Genomic DNA, 21,924 nt, shown 5'->3' with positions numbered 1-21,924 from the left:
CGTCCTACTGGTGGAACGCATGCCCAATCTCGATGACCTCTTCTATTTCGAGGCCGTGGTGCGCCATGGAGGCTTTGCCGCGGCGGGCCGGGCGCTGGGCATTCCAAAGTCGAAGCTGAGCCGCCGCGTCGCGGCTCTGGAGCAGCGGCTCGATGTCCAGCTCTTGGAGCGCTCGGCCCGTCGGCTGTCGCTGACGGCGGTCGGCGACGTATTCTACGGCCATTGCCGTGCGGCGCTCGCCGAAGCCGAGGCGGCCGAGGAGGCGGCCCAGACCCTGACCGCCGAGCCGCGCGGGCTGGTTCGGCTCGGCTGCCCGCCGGGCTTTGGCGAACATGCGCTGGCCGGCGTGCTGCCGGCGTTCTTCGCGGCCTATCCCAAGGTGCGGCTGCAATTGCTGGTGTCGCTGGAGACCATCGATCTCATTGCGGAGCGGGTCGACGTGGTGATCCGCGCCAATCTCGCCTTCGAGGAGAACTCCGACCTGGTGGCGCGCAAGCTGGGCCCGATCGGCATCGTCCTGGTGGCGAGCCCGGCCTTCCTAGCGGCGCATCCACCCATCGCGCGACCGGAGGATCTGGCCGGCCTGCCGACGATCGCCCATCAGAAGACGCAGGACCAGAGCATTTGGGAGCTCTATGACGGCGCCGACCGGCCGGTGCGGATCCGCCACGAACCCCGGCTGCTGGTCAACGACTTCGCCGTCTCCCGCGAGGCCGCCATCGAAGGGCTGGGCGTCGCGATGCTGCCCCAGGCGGTCTGCTACGACGCGCTCGCCTCGGGCGCGCTGGTCCGGGTGCTGCCGGATTATCATGCCGGCGAGAGCATGGTGCATCTTCTGTTCACGTCGCGGCGCGGCATGCTGCCGGCCGTGCGGCTGCTGGTGGATCACCTGATCGACACGCTGCCGGAGGTGATGCGGCGCAAGCGCGCGGCCGTATACGAATCGCAAACCGTCGCCTGAGCGCCAAGTCGCTCATCTGGAACCGAATTCCGCTTCGACCCCTTTCGCTTTCCAACAAACGAATGAGAGGCGGATACAATGTTCAAGCAGCTTGCGGCAGCCCCGATCCTGGCAGCAGCGCTCTTCACGGTTCCGGCCATCGCGCAGTCGACCTCCGGCGATTCCCTGTCGCAGGGGATGATCGAGATGGCGTCGCTGTCGGTCGAGCCGCGCGAGAGCCGCAGCATCAAGAGTGCGTCCAACGGCGTGCCGATCCCGACGCCGCGGCCGGAAACCATCCGCAACATCGCGCCGCAGGAGCCCGTCGAGCGCACCGCCGAAGGCTATCGCCTGATCGGCCCGCGCTTCTTCCCGGCCCAGTAAGCCGCATGCGCTGACAGGCGATGGTGCCGCCGGTCGTCGAACTGTCGTGAATACAATGTAGGGGGAGAAAGCTGGAGGCCTCGGAGGGAATCGAACCCCCGTGCAAGGATTTGCAGTCCTCTGCGTAACCACTCCGCCACGAGGCCTCACCGGCGCTGTACCTACTGATTTGATTGGGCTCTCGCAAGCCCCTCCGATCCGATCTGCGAACATCGTCATGCCGGCACGCCGGCAGCCCCGGTTTTCTGTCACGCCGCAACGCCGAACGGTGCGTTGCGGCGATCTTCGCCTTGCCTCGCTTCTAGGGCGCGACTAAGGAAACGACAGAGAACAAGGCGAAACGGCGACGAGAGATCGGAATGTCGACCATGGACTTTGATGCCGCCCGTACGCGGATGGTGGACAACCAGATTCGCACCACCGACGTGACCCGCCACGAGATCCTGCGGGCCTTCCTCGAGGTGCCGCGCGAAGAGTTCGTGCCGGCCGCGCGCAAGCCGCTGGCCTATATCGACGAGGACGTGCCGCTCGGCAACGGCCGCTTCATCATGGAAGCCTCCCCCTTCGCCAAGCTGATCCAGCTCGCCGCGATCCGTCCCGACGACGTCGTTCTCGATGTCGGTTGCGGCACCGGATATTCGTCGGCGGTGCTGTCGCATCTGGCCGGCTCGGTGGTCTCGCTGGAGCAGGATCCGGAGCTTGCGGAAGCGGCGACCGAGAACCTCGCCCGGCTCGACTATGTCACCTGCGCCGTCGTCGAAGGCCCGCTGAACGAAGGCTATCCGTCGGAAGCGCCGTTCGACGTCATTTTCGTGCAAGGTTCTGTCGACATCCTGCCTGAAACCCTGCTCGAACAGCTTCGGGATGGTGGCCGTCTGGTCGTCGTCGAGGGGCAGGGCAATGCGGCGGAAGCCAAGCTCTACTTCAAGGACGACAACGGCGTCGTCGGCAGCCGGTTCGGATTCAACTGCAGCATCCGGCCGCTGCCGGGCTTTCAGAGGAAGGCCGAGTTCGCCTTCTGAGCGATCAGCATCGTTGCAGATTTGCCGATTCGCGAAACAAATGCCGGGCAGGGGGCCGTGTCGCTTGATCGATCGGCCGTGCGCCTGATTAGTATGCCCCAAACCTCAAATGGCATTCCCGGGTCTGACGTTTCCGGGAGACGTCGGGGCGGGGGCGGTGACCGTTACCTAAGTGGGCCGCGTCATGGAGTATGAACATTGATCGGCAAGACTGTGATTGCCGCGCTTCTGGCCGCGGGCACGCTGTTGTCCTCTCCCAGTGGGGCGCTGGCGGAAACGCTGACCGGGGCGCTCGCAAAGGCCTACAAGTTCAATCAGGATCTCAATGCCGCCCGCGCCCAGCTCCGCGCGACTGACGAGAACGTGCCGCAGGCCCGCTCGGCGCTCAGGCCCTTCATCAGCGGCGTCGGTTCGGCGAATGCCAGCCGCAGCCGCACGACCCGTGGCGACGACCTGCCGCGGATTCGCGACCGGACCGACTCGATCGGTTTCGGTGTGCAGCTGAACCAGACGATCTTCGACGGCTTCCAGACCCAGAACAACGTCGCCGCGGCGCAGGCCCAGATCCGGGCAGCGCGCGGCAATCTGTCCAACACCGAACAGAACGTCCTGTTCGATGCTGCCAGCGCCTACATGAATGTCCTGCGTGACCGGCGCATCGCCGCGCTGCGCCGCGAAAATCTCGGCTTCCTCGAAGAGCAGGTGCGGGCCGCCGGCGCACGGTTCGAAGTCGGCGAAGGCACGCGGACCGACGTCGCCCAGGCCGAATCGCAGCAGGCGCTCGCAACGGCGCTTCTGAACAGCGCGCTGGCGCAGGTGGCGTCCAGCGAGGCGACCTATTTCGACATCATTGGCGATTCGCCCGATAATCTGGTTGCCGGCACGCTGCCGTCCGGCGTGCTGCCGCGCTCGGTCGACGAGGCCTTCCGCATTTCTCAGGCGGAGCATCCGGCGATCCAGGCGACGCTGGCAGCGGTTGACGCGGCGGCCTTCCAGGTGAAGTCGGCGGAAGGCGCCTTCCTACCCGAGCTCAGCCTGACCGGCCGTGTCGATGACACTTACGCGCTCAACGAGCGTGACCCGTCCAGCCTGCCGGGCGTGCGCGTGAACACCCAGAACGAGGTCTCCGCCTCGGTCGGGGCGCAGCTGACGATCCCGATCTATCAGGGCGGTCGCGCCAGTTCCGTCGTGCGCCAGGCCAAGGAAGTGCTCGGCCAGCGGCGCATCGAAGTGGATGGCGCCCGTGATCAGGTGCGTGCCGCGGTGGCGACGTCATGGGCGCAGCTGCAGGCGGCGCGGGCCAACATCACGGGCTACCGGGCCCAGGTCGACGCGGCGCGGCTCGCCCTCAACGGCGTCATCGAGGAGCGCAATGTAGGCCAGCGCACCACGCTGGACGTGTTGAACTCCCAGGCCGACGTAATCTCGGCGCAGATCCTGCTGGCCGGTTCGACCCGCGACGAGGTCGTCGCCGGCTATGCCGTTCTGTCGGCCATCGGCCGCCTGTCCGCCGAGCGCCTCAACCTCGTGGCGAATGTCTATCGGCCGACCGAGCATTACGAGGCGGTCGAGGACAAGTGGTTCGGCCTGCGCACCCCCGACGGCCGCTGAGCCTCGATCGGGCGAGCGCCGGACCCCGCGAAGCGAGTCCGGCCGGCAACAGCACGCTGCAAGAAGCTGGTGATAGAGACGCTGAAGGGCCTTGCGGGATTCCCGTCGAGGCCCTTTGCGCTTAGGCTTCACGCATGATTCGAGCGATAGGGTCTGCGCCTGTCGCCCAATTTTGCGGGAGCTCGTCATGAGCAATGCTCTACCGGCACGGGAACCGTCCATGGACGAGATCCTGGCCTCCATCCGGCGTATCATCGAAAGCGGCGAGGAGAAGTCCCCCTCGCGCCGGGCTGCGGCCAAGCCGGCCGCTTCGGTCGAGCGCGATGATATGCAGGCTGGCGAGCCGGCAATGCGCGCGCAGCAGGGTTCCAGGCCCGCGCTGACGGAGCCGCGCCTCGAGAACCCGGCACCGGTTCAGGCCGAGCGCGACGAGGTCTCGGGCTTCGACGGGCTCGGACGCCCGGCCAACGATACGGTGCGTCAGGCCCCCCGGCCCAAGCTCGGGATCGTGCCGCCCGCGGCGCCGGTCGCGGACGATGAGGATGTCGCAGACGACGCCGGGATGTCGTCCGGCCCGGGCCTCTCGCTGGACATGGTCGAAGACGAGGTCGAGACGGCCGTCCGACAGGCGGTTGCGGCCCATGACGGCCGCCTGGGCAATGCGGCGGATGCGACCGACGCGGACATCTTAGAAGACGTGACGGCGCTGTCGTCGGCCCGGCTGCAGGCTGCCTCGCTCGCCGCGGCGTCCGAGCGCCGGACGGACGCGGTGCGCGATTCCGTTGCCGATGTCTCTGCCATGGCTGCCACTGACGACGAAGACGAAGTGCCTGCTGAAGCGCGGCTGGAGCCGGCGGAGGCGATGGCCTCCGCGCAGGCTGCACCGATGCCGGCCGGGTCCATTGCAACATCGTCCGCTGCCGAGGTTTCGGCCGAAGCCGACGAGCCAGCCGATTATCTCGGCGAGTTCGACGAGGACGAGTTCGCCAGCGAGCTTCTCGACCGGGCCGGCCTGTTCGAGGCGGGCCGGGCCGACGCCGACGTCGATGTGGCAACAGATTCCGTCGTCGGCGATAGCGCCGAGGACGAGGACCGGGAGGCCGAAGAGGCTCCCGCCATGACCGCGCGCCCGTCGTCGCAGGCGCACGAGCCGGCTGAGGTCGAGGCCAAGGCCGCGGAAGCTGTCGAGGCGCCGGCGGCGCCGTCCGCACCGGTGGCGGCGACGACTGCGGCCGACATCCACGCCCTTGTCTCGCATGAGGCCGGCGAGCGCATCGCCGGGTCGTTCGAGGATCTCGCCCGCGTCATCCGCGACGAGCAGATGCGCACCATGGACGAGACCGTCCGCCAGATGCTGCGGCCGATGCTGCAGGAATGGCTCGACGACAACCTGCCGCGCCTCGTCGAGCGGCTGGTCCGCGAGGAGATCGAGCGCGTCGCCCGCGGCGGTCGCCGCTGACAAACCCGGCCTGCGGCGCGCAGATCGCATCGCGGGCCGACACGGCTCTTCGTTGACAGTGTCGAAAGCAAGGCTGTAACCGGTTCTGGAACATCACCGCCCCGGGGAATCCGGCTGGCGCGCGCACCGGACAAGCCATGATCGAAAAGACCTATGACGCCGCGGCGATCGAGCCGCGTATCGCCGAGCGTTGGGAAGAGGCCGAGGCCTTCCACGCCGGAGCCGGCGCCGCCGAGGACGCCGAAGCCTTCTCGATCGTCATTCCGCCCCCCAATGTCACCGGCTCGCTCCACATGGGGCACGCGCTGAACGACACGCTGCAGGACGTGCTGGTGCGCTTCGAGCGCATGCGCGGCAAGAAGGTGCTGTGGCAGCCGGGCCTCGATCACGCCGGCATCGCCACGCAGATGGTCGTCGAGCGTCAGCTGGCCGAGCGCAAGGAGCCAGGCCGGCGCGACATGGGCCGCGACGCCTTCATCGAGCGGGTCTGGCAGTGGAAGGGCGAATCGGGCGGGGCGATCCTCGGCCAGCTGCGCCGTCTCGGCGCGTCCTGCGATTGGTCGCGCGAGCGCTTCACCATGGACGAGGGCCTGTCGAAGGCCGTGCTGCACGTCTTCGTCGAGCTCTATCGCAAGGGCCTGATCTACAAGGACAAGCGTCTCGTCAACTGGGACCCGAAGCTGCTCACGGCGATTTCGGACCTCGAGGTCGAGCAGAAGGAGGTGAAGGGTCACCTCTGGCATTTCCGCTATCCGCTGGCCGATGGCGTCACCTACGAGCATCCCTACAATCTCGATGCCGAGGGCAACCGCATCGCGTGGAAACCGTCCGACGGCGAGCCCGCCGGCTACGAGACCCGCGACCATCTGGTCGTCGCGACGACCCGGCCCGAGACCATGCTGGGCGACAGCGGCGTGGCGGTCAGCCCCGAGGATCCGCGCTACCGCGATCTCGTCGGCAAGTCCGTCATCCTGCCGCTGGTTGGCCGCCGGATTCCGATCGTCGCCGACGAATATCCCGATCCCGAGGCGGGCACCGGCGCGGTGAAGATGACGCCGGCGCACGACTTCAACGATTTCGAGGTCGGCAAGCGCCACGATCTCATGCAGATCAACATCCTGACGATCGCCGCGAAGATCACGCTGGCCGAGAACGAGGCCTTCCTCGACGGTCTGGAGGAGACCGCCGAGCTCGAGCGCACCATTGCGGCGCTCGACGGCGAGGACCGCTTTGCCGCGCGCGAGGCCATCGTCGCGATGATGGAGGAGGGCGGTCTCCTTGCCGCCGTCGAGGACCATCCGCACACGGTGCCGCATGGCGACCGCGGCGGCGTGCCGATCGAGCCGTTCCTCACCGACCAGTGGTATGTCGACGCCAAGACGCTGGCCGAGCCGGCCATCGCCTCGGTGCGCGAGGGCCGCACCAAGTTCGTGCCGAAGAACTGGGAAAAGACCTATTTCGACTGGATGGAGAACATCCAGCCCTGGTGCATCTCGCGTCAGCTCTGGTGGGGCCACCAGATCCCGGCCTGGTACGGGCCGGACGGCGAGATCTTCGTCGCCAAGACCGAGGAAGAGGCGGTCGCCGCGGCGCTGTCGCATTATGTCACCAACGGCACAATCGACGACGAGGAAGCCCGCGCCATGGCCGCCGACCCGGCGCGCCGCGACGGCTTCCTGCATCGCGACGAGGACGTTCTCGACACCTGGTTCTCGTCGGCCCTCTGGCCGTTCTCGACGCTCGGCTGGCCGGACCAGACGCCGGAACTCGCGACCTATTATCCGACCAGCGTCCTCGTCACCGGCTTCGACATCATCTTCTTCTGGGTCGCCCGGATGATGATGATGGGCCTCGAATTCATGGACGAGGAGCCGTTCCACACGGTTTATGTCCACGCCCTGGTGCGCGACAAGACCGGCGCCAAGATGTCGAAGTCGAAGGGCAATGTGGTCGATCCGCTCGATCTCATCGACGAGTTCGGCGCCGACGCCCTGCGCTTCACCCTGGCGATCATGGCGGCGCAGGGCCGCGACGTGAAGCTCGATCCGCAGCGCATCGCCGGCTACCGCAACTTCGGCACCAAGCTGTGGAACGCGACCCGCTTCGCCGAGATGAACGGCGCCGTGCACGGCGGCACCCTCGATCCGTCGCAGCTCACGCTGCCGCTGAACCGCTGGGTCGTGACCGAGCTCGGCCGCACCATCGCCGAGACTGAGACCGCCATCGCGGCCTACCGCTTCAACGAGGCGGCGGCGACGCTCTACCGCTTCGTCTGGAACCTGTTCTGCGACTGGTATGTGGAGCTGGCCAAGCCGGCTCTGATGGGCAGCGACGAGGCTGCGGCCAACGAGGTGCGGCACGTCATGGGGGCGGTGCTCGACCGGATCTACGCGCTGCTGCATCCGTTCATGCCGTTCATCACCGAGGAGCTGTGGCAGGTGACCGCCGCCGGCGAACGCGCCTCGCTGCTCTGCCATGCGGCCTGGCCGGTGCTCGACTTCGCCGACCGCGACGCCGCCGACGACATCAACTGGCTGATCGAGGTTGTGTCGGAGATCCGCTCGGTGCGGTCCGAGATGAACGTGCCGGCGGCGACCGAGGCCGATCTCGTCGCGGTGGCGCCGGATGCGGCGACCGCGGCGCGGCTGGAGCGGCACGGCGCCGCGGTGAAGCGGCTGGCACGGCTGGCGACCATCGTCACCGCGGAGACCGCGCCGGAACAGTCGGCGCAGATCCTCGCGGCAGGGGGCAGCTTTGCCCTGCCGCTGGCCGGGCTCATCGACGTCGCCGCCGAGCGCAGCCGCCTTGGCAAGGCCCGCGACAAGGCCCTGGGCGAGATCGAGCGGATCGACCGCAAGCTCTCCAACCAGAAGTTCGTCGCCAACGCGCCTGACGAGATCGTCGAGCAGGAGCGCGAGAAGCGCGAAGGCTACCGGATCGAGGCCGACAAGCTGTCGGCGGCGCTCGAACGGTTGCAGTAGCCTTACAACCGGGAGCACGGCGTTTCCTTGCATGGAGGCGCCGTGCTCCTGCAAGGCCCGGTATCATCCGGCCCTTGGCCCCGAGCCGTCGATCTGTCGTATTTATGACACGCTCGGGACACGATTTTGTCTCCTCGTGCCGCGCGCGCGCCGATCTCTCCCTACGTAACTGCCCGTTCCCCAACGCGAAAAAGCAGAATGTGCAAAGGCTTGCGCAGGCTTCGCCGGCTATGATCGCCGCTGTGGCGGAAGCGTCGCAATCGCCCCGGTGTTGCAACCGGGGAGTTCCGGACCGCGAATTTATCGTTTACGTTTGCGTCAACTTTCAGCGGCTGGGTTCCCGCGGAAGTTCAACAAGAGTGGGGGGATTCCATTGCGAACTTTTCTGACAACGATTCTCGGCGCGTCCCTGGCTTCGGCGGCGCTCAGCACGTCGGCCCTCGCCGGTGGCTTCCAGCGCGGCACGGCTGACACGGACATCCTGTTCGAGCAGGGCACCGCCGTGATGCGGACCGGCGTCACCTACGTCAATCCGCAGCGCGGCTTCGAGTCGATAAACGGCCAGAGCGGCAATTTCGGCACCTATACGCAGGATTACCTCATCCCGTCGCTGGCCTTCGGCATCAACAGCGAGATGGCTGGCTGCGCAGGCACCTACGTGATCTCCTTCGCGGCGGAATCCGACTACACCGGCGCGCCGGGCGGGGCGCTTCCGGCTGGTCCGACGGCCAATTCGCGAACCGAGACGAGCGAGTTCGAGTCGAACGAGTTCGGCCTGACCTGCCGCCTGTCCTACACCAATGACATCGGCCGCTTCAGCATTCTCGGCGGCGTCTTCGCCGAAGACTTCACCTTCGATGGAACCAGCCTCTCTGCGACTCCGATCAATGCGGTTCCGGTGTTCCTGCCGGTGCGCACGACCGTCGAGACGAAGAGCGACTATGCATACGGCTATCGCGTCGGTGCGGCATTCGAGAAGCCGGAAATCGCTCTGCGCGCCCAGGTGATGTATCGCTCCGAGGCAACGCATGATGAGTTCACCGGTACCGGACAGGTGACGGCGAACGGCGATGCCTACATCATCGGACCCGGTGGCGTGCAGGTTGTCGTGCCCGGCGCTCCGGCTCCCGGAACTCCAGTTGCGGCAGGCACCTCCAACTTCTCGGATGTCGTCAGCCCGCAGAGCCTCTACATCAACGCGCAGACCGGCATCGCACCGGGCACGTTGCTGCTGGCGTCGTTCCGCTGGACCGACTGGAGCACCAACGGCACCGCCGTCAGCTCGATCACCACCGGTGGCGTGACCCGCTCGAGCCTGTCGCCCTACAACTGGCGTGACGGCTACACGGCGTCGATCGGCCTCGGCCGGGCGTTCACCGACGAGATCTCGGCGGCCGTCTCGGTCGGCTACGATCGCGGCGTGTCGACCGGTTCGGAGACGACCTACACCGATCTCTACACCCTGGCCGGCGGCGTCTCGTTCAAGGCCAATGAGTGGAGCGAGCTGCGCTTCGGCGGTCTCGTCGGCTACTGGACCGATGGCGAGCAGTCGACCAGCGACGGTGCGTACTTCAATGCCACGGTCGGCGACGATTTCGTCTATGCGGTCAACGCCTCGATGAAGTTCACTTTCTGAGTCCGGTCTTACGACCAACTCGTTGAAACACAAGGAAGGCGCGTCCGCAGGGCGCGCCTTTTTGCTGGCCGGGACCCTCTCGCGGGCATCGAGGCGAATTCGCTGCTTGTGGGATCGCTGCAACACTATTGCAGCGGAGCATCGCCTATAGTCCGCCGCGGGGAGCCATGCCCCGTTGCCGCCACAAAACCCGCTCACCCCAGAGGTGCTGATCGGGCGCGGCGTCGAGGCGGGCCATGAACAGCGTTGTGTACGAGGGGGACCGATGGACGCGCATTCGATCGACAAGAAGAACCTGCCCAGCCGGCATGTGACCGAGGGGCCGTCGCGCGCGCCGCACCGCTCGTATCTCTACGCCATGGGTCTCACCAAGGAAGAGATCCATCAGCCGCTGGTCGGCGTCGCCTCCTGCTGGAACGAGGCCGCGCCGTGCAACATCTCGCTGATGCGCCAGGCGCAGGTCGTCAAGAAGGGCGTCGCGGCAGCCCGCGGCACGCCGCGCGAATTCTGCACCATCACCGTCACCGACGGCATCGCCATGGGCCATCAGGGCATGAAGGCCTCGCTGGTCTCGCGCGACCTCATCGCCGATTCGGTCGAGCTGACCATGCGCGGCCATGCCTATGACGCGCTGGTGGGTCTGGCCGGCTGCGACAAGTCGCTTCCGGGCATGATGATGGCGATGGTTCGCCTGAACGTGCCGTCGGTCTTCATCTATGGCGGGTCGATCCTGCCGGGCAATTTCCGCGGCCAGCAGGTCACCGTCCAGGACATCTTCGAGGCGGTCGGCAAGCATTCGGTCGGCGAGATGAACGATGACGATCTCGACGAGATCGAGCAGGTCGCCTGTCCGTCGGCCGGTTCCTGCGGCGCGCAGTTCACCGCCAACACCATGGCGACCGTGGCCGAGGCCATCGGCCTGGCGCTGCCCTATTCCTGCGGTGCGCCGGCGCCCTACGAGATCCGCGACAAGTTCTGCTACGCGTCGGGCGAGATCGTCATGGAGCTCCTGGCCCGCAACATCCGGCCGCGCGACATCGTCACCCGCAAGGCGCTGGAGAACGCCGCCGCCGTCGTCGCGGCGACCGGCGGTTCGACCAATGGCGCCCTGCATCTGCCGGCGATCGCGCATGAATGCGGCATCGAGTTCGACCTGTTCGACGTCGCGGAGATCTTCCGCAAGACGCCCTACATCGCCAACCTCAAGCCGGGCGGCAAATACGTCGCCAAGGACATGTTCGAGGCCGGCGGCATCCCGATGCTGATGAAGACCATGCTGGACCATGGCTATCTGCACGGCGACTGCATGACCGTCACCGGCCGCACCATTGCCGAGAACATGGCGAAGGTGACCTGGAACCCGAACCAGGACGTCATCCATCCGGCCAACACGCCGATCACCGAGACCGGCGGCGTCGTCGGCCTGAAGGGCAACCTCGCCCAGGACGGCGCCATCGTGAAGGTGGCGGGCATGAAGAACCTGCGGTTCTCCGGCCCGGCGCGCTGCTTCGATTCGGAAGAGGAATGCTACGAGGCCGTCGCCAAGCGCCAGTACAAGGAAGGCGAGGTTCTCGTCATCCGCTACGAGGGCCCGCGCGGCGGACCCGGCATGCGCGAGATGCTGTCGACCACGGCGGCGCTCTACGGCCAGGGCATGGGCGACAAGGTCGCGCTGATCACCGACGGCCGGTTCTCCGGCGCGACCCGCGGCTTCTGCATCGGCCATGTCGGCCCGGAAGCGGCGCTCGGCGGTCCGATCGGCCTGCTGCGCGATGGCGACATCATCACCATCGATGCCGTCGCCGGGACACTGGACGTGGACGTGTCGGATGACGACATGAAGAAGCGGGCCGAAGACTGGAAGCCCCGCGAAACCGACTACCAGTCCGGTGCCATCTGGAAATACGCCCAGCAGGTCGGCACGGCGCGCCTCGGCGCAGTGACACATCCGGGCGGAGCGGCGGAAAAGCACTGTTATGCGGACCTCTAGTTCGTTCCTGTCGGTCTCGATCCTGGCGTTGACGCTGCTTGGCAGCGTCGGCGGGTCGGCGCTTGCGCTCGACCCGGCGGCCAGGGTCAATCCCGACGCAGGACCGCTGGAACTCTTCTCCTTCGGCTTCAAGGCCTATCAGCGCGGCGAGAAGGTGGAAGCCTTCGAGGCGCTGCGCTACGCCGCCGACAAGGGACATCCCGGCGCGCGCTGGAAGCTCGGCCGGATGTATGCCGAGGGCGACGGCGTGCCGGAGAACGACTACGAGGCCTTCAAGATCTTCGAACAGATCGTGCGCGATCAGGGCGAGGAGGAAGGCAACTTCACCAATGCCGCCTACGTCTCCAGCGCGGTCGTCGCGCTGGCCGACTATCTGCGCGTGGGAATCTCGGGCAGTCCGGTGGCGGTGGACCTGCAGCGTGCGCGGCAGTTCTACTTCCACGCCGCGTCCTATTTCGGCGACGCCAAGGCGCAGTTCGAACTGGGCCGCATGACGCTGAACGGGGAGGGCGGCAAGGCCAATCCCCGGCAGGCGGCGCGCTGGCTGAATCTGGCCGCCGAGAAGGGCAATGTCGGCGCCGCGGCGCTGCTCGGCTATCTGCTGTTCGACGGTGACCGCATCTCGCTGCCGGCCCAGCCGGTGCGCGGGCTCGGCATGCTGACCATGGCGCTGAAGCAGGCCTCGCCGCGCGACGAAAAGTGGATCCGTCCGCTGCAGGAAGAGATCTTCGCGATCGCCTCGGAAAACGAACGGCGCACCGCGCTCGCCTATGCCGAGCAGCAGATCGCGTCCGCGACCGGCATGGTCAGCACCAAGAACTGATCATCTGCGGATAGTTTGCGACGGCCGCGTCTGCGCTCCGATGGAATGCGTCAGAGCGGCTCAGGCTGCCAGTTCGACCAGCACCGGGACGTGGTCCGACGGCTTTTCCCAGCCGCGCACATGCCGGTCGATCCCCGCCGATGCCATCCGGTCCTGCGCCTCGGGCGACAGCAGCAGATGGTCGATGCGGATGCCGTTGTTCTTCTGCCAGGCACCGGCCTGATAATCCCAGAAACTGTAGGTGCCGTCGGCATCGGTCGTGGCGCGGATCGCGTCACTCAGCCCCAGATTGATGAGCCGGCGATAGGCCGCGCGGCTCTCGGGCTGGAAGAGGGCGTCGCCCGTCCAGTTGTCGGGCCGCGCCGCGTCGGTGCGTTCGGGGATGATGTTGTAGTCGCCGGCCAGCACCAGCAGTTCCTCGCGGGCCATGCTTTCGCGGGCATGGGCGTGGAGACGCTGCATCCAGGCGAGCTTGTAGGTGAATTTCTCGGTGCCCAGCGGATTGCCGTTGGGCAGGTAGAGCGAAGCGACCCGCAAGGGGCGGCCGTGGAAATCCCAGACGCCCTCAATGAAGCGGGCATGCTCGTCGCTGCTGTCGCCCGGCAGCCGCGGCTCGATCGAGACCGGCTTCTCCTTCGACAGGAGCGCGACGCCGTTGAAGCCCTTCTGGCCATGCGTCTCCACATGGTAGCCGAGCGCCTCGAGCGCCTCGCGCGGGAAGGTCTCGTCGACATTCTTGATCTCCTGCAGGCAGGCGATGTCGGGCGAACGTTCCCGCAGCCAGGCGAGAAGGGCGTCGAGGCGGGCCTTGACGCCGTTGATGTTCCAGGTCGCGATCAGCACGGGGGCGTCAGACCGAGAAGGACGTGCCGCAGCCGCAGGAGGCGACGGCGTTGGGATTGCGGATCTGGAAGGACTGGCCCATCAGGTCGTCGACGAAATCGACCACCGAGCCTTCCATATAGACGATCGAGACTGGGTCGATAACGACCCGCGCGCCGTCGCGCTCGAGGATGATGTCGTCCTCCTCGCGGCCGCTGGTCAGGTCGTATTTGTAGGAAAAGCCCGAGCATCCGCCGCCTTCGACGGAAATGCGCAGCGAATCGGCGTCGTCGCTTTTCGACAGGATCGCCGCGATCCGCCGGGCTGCGGCTTCGGAAACGGTGACGGTGTGATCGGTGGTGTCGCTCATCTTGCCGTTCGGCGCGTCGTTGGCTGGCGCGCCGCTCCTTGTTCGAGGGCTGACACTTAAGTATGGACGCCGGGTTGGCCGGTCAATCGGGACGGATCGTTTCGCGATGGATGAATCCCAGGGAACACGCGACGCGGCATTCGCGCGGATCGGGATGGGCGGCATCGCCCGTGCCCCTTACGCCGTGCAGCCCGAGGAATCCCGCGGCCGCCTCTATCCCGAACCCGCCAGCCGCACCCGCACGCCGTTTCAGCGCGATCGCGACCGGATCGTCCATTCGACCGCCTTTCGCCGGCTGAAGCACAAGACCCAGGTCTTCGTCGCCGACGAGGGTGACCATTTCCGCACCCGCCTGACCCACACGATCGAAGTGTCGCAGATCGCCCGCGCCTTCGCCCGGGCGCTGCGGCTCGACGAGGATCTGACCGAGGCCATCGCGCTGGTCCACGATTTCGGCCACACGCCCTTCGGCCATGCCGGCGAGCGGGCCCTCGACCGGCAAATGGCGGCCTATGGCGGCTTCGACCACAACGCGCAGTCGCTGCGGATCGTCACGGCGCTGGAGCATCGTTACGCCGAGTTCGACGGGCTGAACCTGGCCTGGGAAACGCTGGAGGGGCTGGTCAAGCACAATGGCCCGCTGGTCGGGCCGCGGGCCGAGCCGGGCACGCTGCTGCCGAGGCCCGTGGCGGATTTCGACGCGCTGTTCCCGCTGGAGCTCGATGGCTTCGCCAGCCTCGAAGCGCAGGCCGCGGCGATCTCGGACGACATCGCCTACAACACCCATGATCTCGACGACGGGCTCAGGGCCGGCTTGATCGACGTGGAGGATCTGCGCGAGCTGCGGCTCGCCGGCGCCATCCTGAAGGAGGTCGAGGAGGCCTATCCCGGTCTCGACCGCACCCGCACCGGCCACGAGATCCTGCGACGCCACATCACCCGCATGGTCGAGGACGTCATCGGCACGGCGCTCTCCGGCATCGCCGCCATCGACCCGAAGAATGCAGGGGACATCCGCTCGGCCGACCGCGCGATCGTGCTGTTCTCGCCGGCCATGCGTCAGGCGGTGGACGAGACGCGGCGTTTCCTCTTCGAACGGGTCTATCGCAACGAGAGCATCATGCAGGTGATGCGCACCGCCGAAGGCATCGTCGATGCGCTGTTCGAGCGGCTGATGGCGCGGCCCGACCTGATGCCGGGCGACTGGAGCCGCGATGCGGACAGGCTGCCGGCGGACAAGCTGGCGCGGCGCGTCTCGGATTACCTCTCGGGCATGACCGATACCTTCGCCATGGCCGAGCATCGCCGGCTGTTTGACGTCACTCCGCAATTGCGCTAGCCGGCCTTTCCTTCTTTAAGGCACGCAGATGCGTGACGCCCGGCCGCCAGAACGTCCGGGCCGCGCCGCGACGGCGGCCGCCGGAACCAGTCGAGGTCCAGGATGAACATCTTCGCCGATTTCGAATCGCGCGTGAAGGCTGCGGTCGAAGCCGTTCTTTCCGATAGTGAAAGCGGCGTGCCGGATCTGGCGCGCGTCACGGTCGAGCCGCCGCGCGATGCCGCCCATGGCGACCTTGCGACCAACGCCGCGATGGTGCTGGCCAAGCCGCTGGGCCTGAAGCCGCGCGATCTGGCCACCCGCATCGCCGCGCATCTTGCCCGCGATCCCGATGTCGAGACGGCCGAGATCGCCGGGCCGGGCTTCATCAATCTGAAGCTCTGCCAGCCCTTCTGGATCGCGCATCTGGCAGGCATTCTCGCCGCCGGCGGCGATTTCGGCCGGGCGCCTGCCACCGGCCGCCGGGTGAATGTCGAATATGTCTCGGCCAACCCGACAGGGCCGATGCATGTCGGCCACTGCCGCGGCGCGGTCGTGGGCGACGCCGTGGCGAGCCTGATGGCCTTCGGCGGCGACGAGGTGACCACCGAATACTACATCAACGATGCCGGCGAGCAGGTGAACGTTCTCGCGCGCTCGGCCCTGCTGCGCTACCGCGAGGCGCTGGGCGAGACGATCGACGAGATCCCGGCCGGTCTCTACCCCGGCGAGTACCTCAAGCCGGTGGGCGAAAAGCTGGCGAGCGAGTTCGGCGACCGGCTCCTTGCGATGGACGAGGCGGAATGGCTGCCGCTGGTGCGCGAACGGGCCATCGACGCGATGATGGAAATGATCCGCGCCGATCTGAAGCTGCTGGGCATCGAGCAGGACGTGTTCTTCTCCGAGCGCACCCTGCATGACGACAATGGCGGCAAGATCGCCGCCGCAATCGCCGATCTGCGGGAGCGGGGCTTCGTCTATCAGGGCTCGCTGCCGCCGCCCAAGGGTCAGTTGCCCGAGGATTGGGAAGACCGCGAGCAGACCCTGCTGCGCTCGACCGAGGTCGGCGACGACCAGGACCGGCCGCTGGTGAAGTCCGACGGCCGTTACACCTATTTCGCCGCCGACGTCGCCTATTTCCGCGACAAGTTCGAGCGCGGCTTCCAGGAGATGGTCTACGTCCTCGGTGCCGATCACGGCGGCTATGTGAAGCGGCTGGAAGCCGTGGCGCGGGCGGTGTCCGGCGGCACCGCGACGGCGGACGTGCTGTTGTGCCAGCTCGTGAAGCTCTACCGGAACGGCGAGCCGGTCACGATGTCGAAGCGCTCCGGCAATTTCGTCACCCTGGCGGACGTGGTGGAGGAGGTCGGCCGCGATCCCGTCCGCTTCATGATGCTGTTTCGCAAGAGCGACGCGCCGCTGGACTTCGACTTCCAGAAGGTCACCGAGCAGTCGAAGGACAATCCGGTCTTCTACGTGCAGTACGCCCATGCCCGTTCGGCCGCGATCTTCCGCCAGGCCGTCGAGGCCGGGCTGACGCTGCCCGACTTCGCTTCGCTCGACCGCGAGACGCTGGATCTCCTGAACGACGAGGGCGAGATCGGCCTGATCCGCAAGCTCGCGGAGTTCCCGCGGCTGATCAAATCGGCAGCCGATGCAAAGGAGCCGCACCGGCTGGCCTTCTATCTCTACGACCTCGCATCGTCGTTCCACGCGCAGTACAATCGCGGCAAGGACCTGCCGGAATTACGGTTTGTTAACGCTGATGAGGCCAAGATCACCTTGGCCCGACTGGCTCTGGTGAAGGCCGTGGCGCTGGTTCTGGCTACGGGACTCGGCCTGATCGGGGTCGACGCTCCGGAAGAAATGCGCTGACCGATCACGCTTTGGTCAAGTTCGTCCCCTAGCCCACGAGAAGGGGCCGGACGCCTCCGGAGCACGAAGATAGGCGGGGGTGTGAATGTCGACGGGGGACATGAACGGCGCGGGTTCGAAGACGGACCGGCTGACGGCGACGCCTGACGAAGATCCGTTCGCGGATCTGGCGAAACTGATCGATCAGCCTTGGGGCGCGGAGCCTGCGGTGCGCGCCGAGCGTGACGCCGCTGCCGCGCCGACCGGCGATGCGACCGGTTTCGACGAGGAGGCCCTGGCCGGCGTCCTCGACAAGGAATTCAACCGCAGCTTCGAATCGATGGACGATTTCGCAGCGCCTGCGATGGCTGCTGACGCGCCGTCCCGCGACGACGAGACCATCACCAATTCCTATGCGAACTGGGTGTCGCCGCGCGGCGCTTCTGCCGCGTCTACGGGTTTTGCCAGCCAGTCGCGCTCCGCGACGACGCCGGCTGCCCCCGAGGCCCAGCTCGACGCCGCGATCGACGACGAGCTGGAGGTCGCGCTGCGTGGCCTGTCGGCTCCGGCCAATCCGCGCGGCACGCCGCTGCATCACAGCGAGGCTTTTGCGCCGGCAAGGGTCGAGCCTGCGCCGATGCCGCAGGCCAGCACCAAGCCGCTCGACGATTTCGACGAACTGATCGCCAGCGAACTCGCGGCGATGACCACGACGCCGCAGGTGCAGCGCATCAACGAGGCATGGGACGGTGCCGATACGCGCATGGCAGCGGCCGGACCGTCCGCGCCGCAGCACGGCCATGCCGGTCTCGCCCAGGACGACAGCAATGCCTTCGGCGTCGAATCGCTCGACGATCGTTTCGATGATGGCCGCGGTGTTCGCGGTGCGTCTCACCGGGCCGCCGGCGCCATGCTCGCGGCAGGGCAGGGACGTTTCTCGCCCCGTTCGCTCGGCTTCGGCGCCAGTGTGCTGGTCATCGCGCTGCTCGGCGGCGTTGGCGCCTATTACGCATCCGGAAGCGGCGGCGTTGCGGGCTCCGACGAGGTGCTGATCGTGCGCGCCGATCCCGAGCCGGTGAAGGTCGCGCCGAAGGATCCGGGCGGCCGCGCCGTGCCGAATCAGAACAAGGCGGTCTACGAGCGCGTCCAGAGCGCCGACGCCGACATCAAGCCATCGCAGACCACTCTCCTGTCGGCAGCCGAAGAGCCGCTGGAACTGCCCTCGCAGGTCGCCAACGATCTGCCGGGCGTCGATCTCAGCCCGATCGGCACGGCGCGTGCCGCGTCGAACGGGATCGGCGACGGCTCCGTGCGGGTCGCCGACGCATCCGCCTCTGCCGAGCCGATCGCGGTCCTGACGCCGCGGCGCGTGCGCACCCTGACCGTGCGGCCGGATGGCACGCTGGTCACCGAGGACACGGTGCCCGAGACGTCGATGGCGGATCTGCGCGGCGAGAACCCGGCGATGATCCCGGCCGCCTCGCGTCCGGTGGAACTGGCGACGGACGCGGCCGATGCCGCGACGACCGAGACGGTGGACGACACAGCATCGGCAGGACAGCCTGCACCGGGCATGCCCGTGCCGGCGATGAAGCCGACGCGACCGGCCTCCGCCGCGACCCGCGTGGCGGCGCTCGCCACGGCAGAGCCCGAGCCGCAGGTGTCGCCGGCCGCCGTCGCCCCGGCGCCGACCCCGGTCGCGCCGGAGCCGGCCGTCGATTCGGCCACGGAAACCGCCAGCATCGCGGCACAGCCCGCAGCGGCGCCCGCCGCCGTGACGGCCCCTACCGGTGACGGCTATTACGTCCAGATCTCTTCGCAGCCCAGCGAAACGGCGGCGCGGGAATCGTCCCAGGCGCTCGGCCAGCGCTATGCCGGCGTGATCGGCGGGCGTAACCTCGTCATCCAGTCGGCCGACATTCCGGGCAAGGGCACCTATTACCGGGTGCGCGTGGCGACCGGCTCCAAGGACGAGGCGACGAGCCTGTGCTCCCAGCTCAAATCAGCCGGCGGCAGCTGCTTCGTGGCGCGCTGAGCGTCGCCGGCCTTGCCGGCGTCGCACTGACGGGCCGTTCCTCGCGCGGGACGGCTCCTTCCATTCTTCACACAGACACACGTCCCGGCGCTGACGCGGGACCATCCGTGCACGCACAGGAGACGGGAATGAGCGGATCGAAGGCGTGGATTGCCGCGCCGGCCGGGCTTCGCCTGACGGCGGACGAACGCGCCTTCTTCGCCGACGAGCGGCCCTGGGGCTTCATCGTCTTCGGCCGCAACATCTCCGACGCCTCGCAACTGTCCGATCTGACGGCCGAACTGCGCGAGATCGGCGGGCGCGCCGCGATCCCGGTCTTCATCGACCAGGAAGGCGGGCGGATCAATCGCCTCAAGCCGCCGATGGCGCCGGCCTATCCGACGCCGGCCGATCTCGGTCGGCTGCATGCCGCCGATGCCGAGGCGGGCGTGCGCGCCGCGTGGCTGCAGGGCCGGCTGCTGGCCGCCGACATCATGGTCTATGGCATCAATGCCGACTGCGTGCCGTGCCTCGACGTGCCGGTGCAGGGTGCGGATTCGGTCATCGGGGATCGTGCCTACGGCCTTGACGGCGACACCGTCGCCGCCCTCGGTCAGGCCGTGGCGGACGGGTTTGTGGCCGGCGGCGGCCTACCGGTGATGAAGCATATTCCCGGCCATGGCCGCGGCAATGCCGACAGCCATTACCGCCTGCCGGTGGTCACAACGCCCCGCGCCGAGCTGTCCCGGACAGATTTCGCCCCGTTCAGGGCCCTGAACACGGTGCCGGCGGCGATGACCGCGCATATTCTCTATACGGATATCGATGCCCGTCGCCCGGCGACGCTGTCGCCCGTGGTGATCGAGGAGGTCATTCGCGGCGAGATCGGTTTCGACGGTCTCCTGATGAGCGACGACATCTCGATGAAGGCGCTGCAGGGCGATCTCGGCGACCTCAGCCGCGAATGCCTCGATGCCGGCTGCGACGTCGTCCTCCACTGCAATGGCGACATGGCGGAGATGCGCAAGGTCGCTGACGCCGCGCAGCCGCTGGCAGGAGAGGGCGAGCGCCGCGCCGCCGCCGCCGAGGCCTGCATCGCGCCCATCGTGCCGGCCGACGAGGCCGCGCTGCGGGCGGAATATCGCGAACTCGTCGCCCGCGTCGCCTGAACCGGTTGCCGTCGCCGCGGCGAAGGGTTAGCCAGAGCGCAGAAGGCTGGGCGCGCGCGCCGGCCGACCAGAGTGACGGGCTGTCCAACGTGCATGACCGGACCCGCGACGCCGTCGCGCCATCCCAGAAATCCGCGAGCAGGACGAGCGCCGGCGTCAGCTTTGCCGCCCGTCTCGCCTTCGAGAACGTCTCGCACGCGGTCGGCGACACGCAGATCCTGAACGACATCAATCTGGCGGCCGAGCCCGGCGAGATCCTGTGTCTGCTCGGGCCATCCGGGTCCGGCAAGACGACGCTCCTGCGGATCGCCGCGGGGATCGAGCGGCAGACGGCGGGACGGCTGGTTCTGAACGGTCGCGAGATCGCCGGCGAGACGGCGTTCGTACCGCCGGAAAAGCGCGGCATCGGCCTGATGTTCCAGGACTTCGCGCTGTTTCCGCACATGACCATTGCCGAGAATGTCCGCTTCGGCCTGACCGCCATGTCGGGGGACGCGGCGCGCAAGGAGGCGATGGCCGCGCTGGAGCGGGTCGGCTTGAGCGGCTCCGCCGGGCTTTATCCGCACACCCTGTCGGGCGGCGAGCAGCAGCGCGTGGCGCTGGCGCGGGCGATGTCGCCGCGCCCCTCGGTGCTGTTGATGGACGAGCCGTTCTCCGGCCTGGACAGCCGTCTGAAGGACGTGGTGCGGACCGACACGCTGCAGATCCTGCGCGAAAGCCGTGCGACCGCGATCATTGTGACCCATGACGCCGAGGAGGCGATGCGCATGGGCGACCGAATCGCGCTTCTGCGCGACGGGCGCCTGGTGCAGCTCGGCACGGCGGCCGAACTCTACAGTCGCCCGGCCAGTCTCTTTGCCGCGGGATTCTTTTCCGAGCTCAACGTCATCGACGGCAATGTGCGCGGCGGCCGCGTGGTGACGGCACTCGGACCGGTCGCCGACACGGCCCTGCCGGACGGCACGGCGATGACCGTGGCCCTGCGTTTGACGGGCCTGCGCCTGCAGGAGCGGGACGACGGCGTGTTTGGACGGATCGTCGCACGGCGGTTTCTGGGCAGCGTCGATCTGATGACCGTGGCCATCGAGGGGCTCGATTATCCGCTGCGCTCGCGCATGCGGGCGGGAATTGTCGAGCAGGGGCGGCGCGACGTCGTTGTTTCCGTTGATCCGCAAGACGTTATCGTGTTTGAAAAGTCCGCGGACGATCGCTAGCTTGGGAAGATCGAACGCCTTACGCGTTCCAGGGAGATTTTATAATGGGTAGCTTCAGCATCTGGCATTGGCTCATCGTCCTTGCGGTCGTGCTGCTGCTCTTCGGTCGCGGCAAGATCCCGGAACTGATGGGTGACGTTGCCAAGGGCATCAAGAGCTTCAAGAAGGGCATGTCGGAGGACGAGACCGAGGCGGCTGCTCAGGAGCGCCGGTCGCTCGACCATAACGAGGCCGACGTGGTGGCCCGCGACGTCAAGCGGGAGAAGACGGTCAACTGATCGCCTGCACATGAGGTCATCGATGACGACGGTGCGCCG

Annotated in this window: 17 protein-coding genes and 1 tRNA gene; 15 read left to right on the top strand and 3 right to left on the bottom strand. The window is 67.4% G+C overall.

All coding sequences use genetic code 11. From position 1 onward, the window contains the following. Positions 1 to 19: 19 nt before the first annotated feature. The gene (locus H536_RS0116165) at positions 20 to 961 is read left to right on the top strand and encodes a LysR family transcriptional regulator (RefSeq protein ID WP_029703421.1); all 942 of its coding nucleotides are present in this window, start codon (positions 20 to 22) and stop codon (positions 959 to 961) included. A 78-nt stretch (positions 962 to 1,039) separates the two neighbouring features. After that, a complete protein-coding gene (locus tag H536_RS0116160; protein ID WP_024351464.1) occupies positions 1,040 to 1,324 on the top strand; it encodes a hypothetical protein in 285 nt (94 codons plus the stop codon). Positions 1,325 to 1,396: 72 nt separating this feature from the next. On the opposite strand, the gene H536_RS0116155 is transcribed toward H536_RS0116160, so the two are convergent. Continuing rightward, a tRNA-Cys gene (locus tag H536_RS0116155) sits at positions 1,397 to 1,470 on the bottom strand. Between the two features lie 222 nt (positions 1,471 to 1,692). On the opposite strand from H536_RS0116155, the gene H536_RS0116150 reads away from it, so the two are divergent. From H536_RS0116150 to H536_RS0116120, 7 genes are all read left to right on the top strand, one after another. After that, positions 1,693 to 2,346, top strand: coding sequence for a protein-L-isoaspartate O-methyltransferase family protein (locus H536_RS0116150; protein ID WP_024351463.1), 654 nt, complete (start codon positions 1,693 to 1,695; stop codon positions 2,344 to 2,346). Positions 2,347 to 2,544: 198 nt separating this feature from the next. Beyond that, positions 2,545 to 3,957, top strand: a complete 1,413-nt coding sequence (locus H536_RS0116145; RefSeq protein ID WP_024351462.1) for a TolC family outer membrane protein — start codon at positions 2,545 to 2,547, stop codon at positions 3,955 to 3,957. Between the two features lie 187 nt (positions 3,958 to 4,144). Beyond that, entirely contained in the window at positions 4,145 to 5,416 is a 1,272-nt protein-coding gene (locus H536_RS25370) for a PopZ family protein (protein WP_280137476.1), read from the top strand. Between the two features lie 137 nt (positions 5,417 to 5,553). After that, positions 5,554 to 8,397 (top strand): valine--tRNA ligase, encoded by a 2,844-nt coding sequence (locus H536_RS0116135; protein ID WP_024351460.1) that lies wholly within the window; start codon positions 5,554 to 5,556, stop codon positions 8,395 to 8,397. Between the two features lie 373 nt (positions 8,398 to 8,770). Next, the gene (locus H536_RS0116130; RefSeq protein ID WP_024351459.1) at positions 8,771 to 10,033 is read left to right on the top strand and encodes a long-chain fatty acid transporter; all 1,263 of its coding nucleotides are present in this window, start codon (positions 8,771 to 8,773) and stop codon (positions 10,031 to 10,033) included. Between the two features lie 265 nt (positions 10,034 to 10,298). Continuing rightward, positions 10,299 to 12,023 (top strand): dihydroxy-acid dehydratase, encoded by a 1,725-nt coding sequence (gene ilvD / locus H536_RS0116125; RefSeq protein ID WP_024351458.1) that lies wholly within the window; start codon positions 10,299 to 10,301, stop codon positions 12,021 to 12,023. Next, a complete protein-coding gene (locus H536_RS0116120) occupies positions 12,010 to 12,846 on the top strand; it encodes a tetratricopeptide repeat protein (protein WP_024351457.1) in 837 nt (278 codons plus the stop codon). Before ilvD ends, H536_RS0116120 begins: the two co-directional genes overlap by 14 nt. 60 nt (positions 12,847 to 12,906) lie before the next feature. Here H536_RS0116120 and xth read toward each other — a convergent pair whose 3' ends face one another. Then, positions 12,907 to 13,689 carry an exodeoxyribonuclease III gene (xth, locus tag H536_RS0116115; RefSeq protein WP_024351456.1) on the bottom strand — a complete coding sequence of 261 codons (783 nt, stop codon included), beginning with the start codon at positions 13,687 to 13,689 and terminating at the stop codon, positions 12,907 to 12,909. 7 nt (positions 13,690 to 13,696) lie between these two features. Next, entirely contained in the window at positions 13,697 to 14,038 is a 342-nt protein-coding gene (gene erpA / locus H536_RS0116110; protein ID WP_024351455.1) for an iron-sulfur cluster insertion protein ErpA, read from the bottom strand. 106 nt (positions 14,039 to 14,144) lie between these two features. Between erpA and H536_RS0116105 the strand changes: the two genes are divergently transcribed. The 6 genes from H536_RS0116105 to H536_RS0116080 all read left to right on the top strand — a co-directional run bounded on the left by H536_RS0116105 (position 14,145) and on the right by H536_RS0116080 (position 21,885). Beyond that, complete coding sequence (locus H536_RS0116105) at positions 14,145 to 15,377, top strand: deoxyguanosinetriphosphate triphosphohydrolase (RefSeq protein ID WP_024351454.1); 1,233 nt, start codon at positions 14,145 to 14,147, stop codon at positions 15,375 to 15,377. Positions 15,378 to 15,479: 102 nt separating this feature from the next. Beyond that, positions 15,480 to 17,231 (top strand): arginine--tRNA ligase, encoded by a 1,752-nt coding sequence (gene argS / locus H536_RS0116100; protein ID WP_024351453.1) that lies wholly within the window; start codon positions 15,480 to 15,482, stop codon positions 17,229 to 17,231. 85 nt (positions 17,232 to 17,316) lie between these two features. After that, positions 17,317 to 19,245 carry an SPOR domain-containing protein gene (locus tag H536_RS22725; RefSeq protein ID WP_024351452.1) on the top strand — a complete coding sequence of 643 codons (1,929 nt, stop codon included), beginning with the start codon at positions 17,317 to 17,319 and terminating at the stop codon, positions 19,243 to 19,245. Between the two features lie 128 nt (positions 19,246 to 19,373). After that, a complete protein-coding gene (gene nagZ, locus H536_RS0116090; protein ID WP_024351451.1) occupies positions 19,374 to 20,393 on the top strand; it encodes a beta-N-acetylhexosaminidase in 1,020 nt (339 codons plus the stop codon). An 89-nt stretch (positions 20,394 to 20,482) separates the two neighbouring features. Further along, positions 20,483 to 21,607: an ABC transporter ATP-binding protein gene (locus H536_RS0116085; RefSeq protein WP_024351450.1), complete on the top strand. Its 1,125-nt coding sequence runs from the start codon at positions 20,483 to 20,485 to the stop codon at positions 21,605 to 21,607. A 44-nt stretch (positions 21,608 to 21,651) separates the two neighbouring features. Next, the gene (locus tag H536_RS0116080; RefSeq protein ID WP_024351449.1) at positions 21,652 to 21,885 is read left to right on the top strand and encodes a twin-arginine translocase TatA/TatE family subunit; all 234 of its coding nucleotides are present in this window, start codon (positions 21,652 to 21,654) and stop codon (positions 21,883 to 21,885) included. Positions 21,886 to 21,924 lie beyond the last annotated feature (39 nt).

This window comes from Aurantimonas coralicida DSM 14790 (genome assembly GCF_000421645.1).
Classification (GTDB): domain Bacteria; phylum Pseudomonadota; class Alphaproteobacteria; order Rhizobiales; family Rhizobiaceae; genus Aurantimonas; species Aurantimonas coralicida.
Note: the sequence above shows the minus strand (reverse complement) of the source record. Positions and strands in the feature narration are given on the sequence as shown.

Bases quoted from the DNA above. Each gene is read 5' to 3' on its own strand.
- H536_RS0116165 (WP_029703421.1), top strand. From the start codon at position 20: ATGCCCAATCTCGATGACCTCTTCTATTTCGAGGCCGTGGTGCGCCAT.
- H536_RS0116160 (WP_024351464.1), top strand. From the start codon at position 1,040: ATGTTCAAGCAGCTTGCGGCAGCCCCGATCCTGGCAGCAGCGCTCTTC.
- H536_RS0116150 (WP_024351463.1), top strand. From the start codon at position 1,693: ATGGACTTTGATGCCGCCCGTACGCGGATGGTGGACAACCAGATTCGC.
- H536_RS25370 (WP_280137476.1), top strand. From the start codon at position 4,145: ATGAGCAATGCTCTACCGGCACGGGAACCGTCCATGGACGAGATCCTG.
- H536_RS0116135 (WP_024351460.1), top strand. From the start codon at position 5,554: ATGATCGAAAAGACCTATGACGCCGCGGCGATCGAGCCGCGTATCGCC.
- ilvD (WP_024351458.1), top strand. From the start codon at position 10,299: ATGGACGCGCATTCGATCGACAAGAAGAACCTGCCCAGCCGGCATGTG.
- H536_RS0116120 (WP_024351457.1), top strand. From the start codon at position 12,010: ATGCGGACCTCTAGTTCGTTCCTGTCGGTCTCGATCCTGGCGTTGACG.
- erpA (WP_024351455.1), bottom strand. From the start codon at position 14,038: ATGAGCGACACCACCGATCACACCGTCACCGTTTCCGAAGCCGCAGCC.
- H536_RS0116105 (WP_024351454.1), top strand. From the start codon at position 14,145: ATGGATGAATCCCAGGGAACACGCGACGCGGCATTCGCGCGGATCGGG.
- argS (WP_024351453.1), top strand. From the start codon at position 15,480: ATGAACATCTTCGCCGATTTCGAATCGCGCGTGAAGGCTGCGGTCGAA.
- H536_RS22725 (WP_024351452.1), top strand. From the start codon at position 17,317: ATGTCGACGGGGGACATGAACGGCGCGGGTTCGAAGACGGACCGGCTG.
- nagZ (WP_024351451.1), top strand. From the start codon at position 19,374: ATGAGCGGATCGAAGGCGTGGATTGCCGCGCCGGCCGGGCTTCGCCTG.
- H536_RS0116080 (WP_024351449.1), top strand. From the start codon at position 21,652: ATGGGTAGCTTCAGCATCTGGCATTGGCTCATCGTCCTTGCGGTCGTG.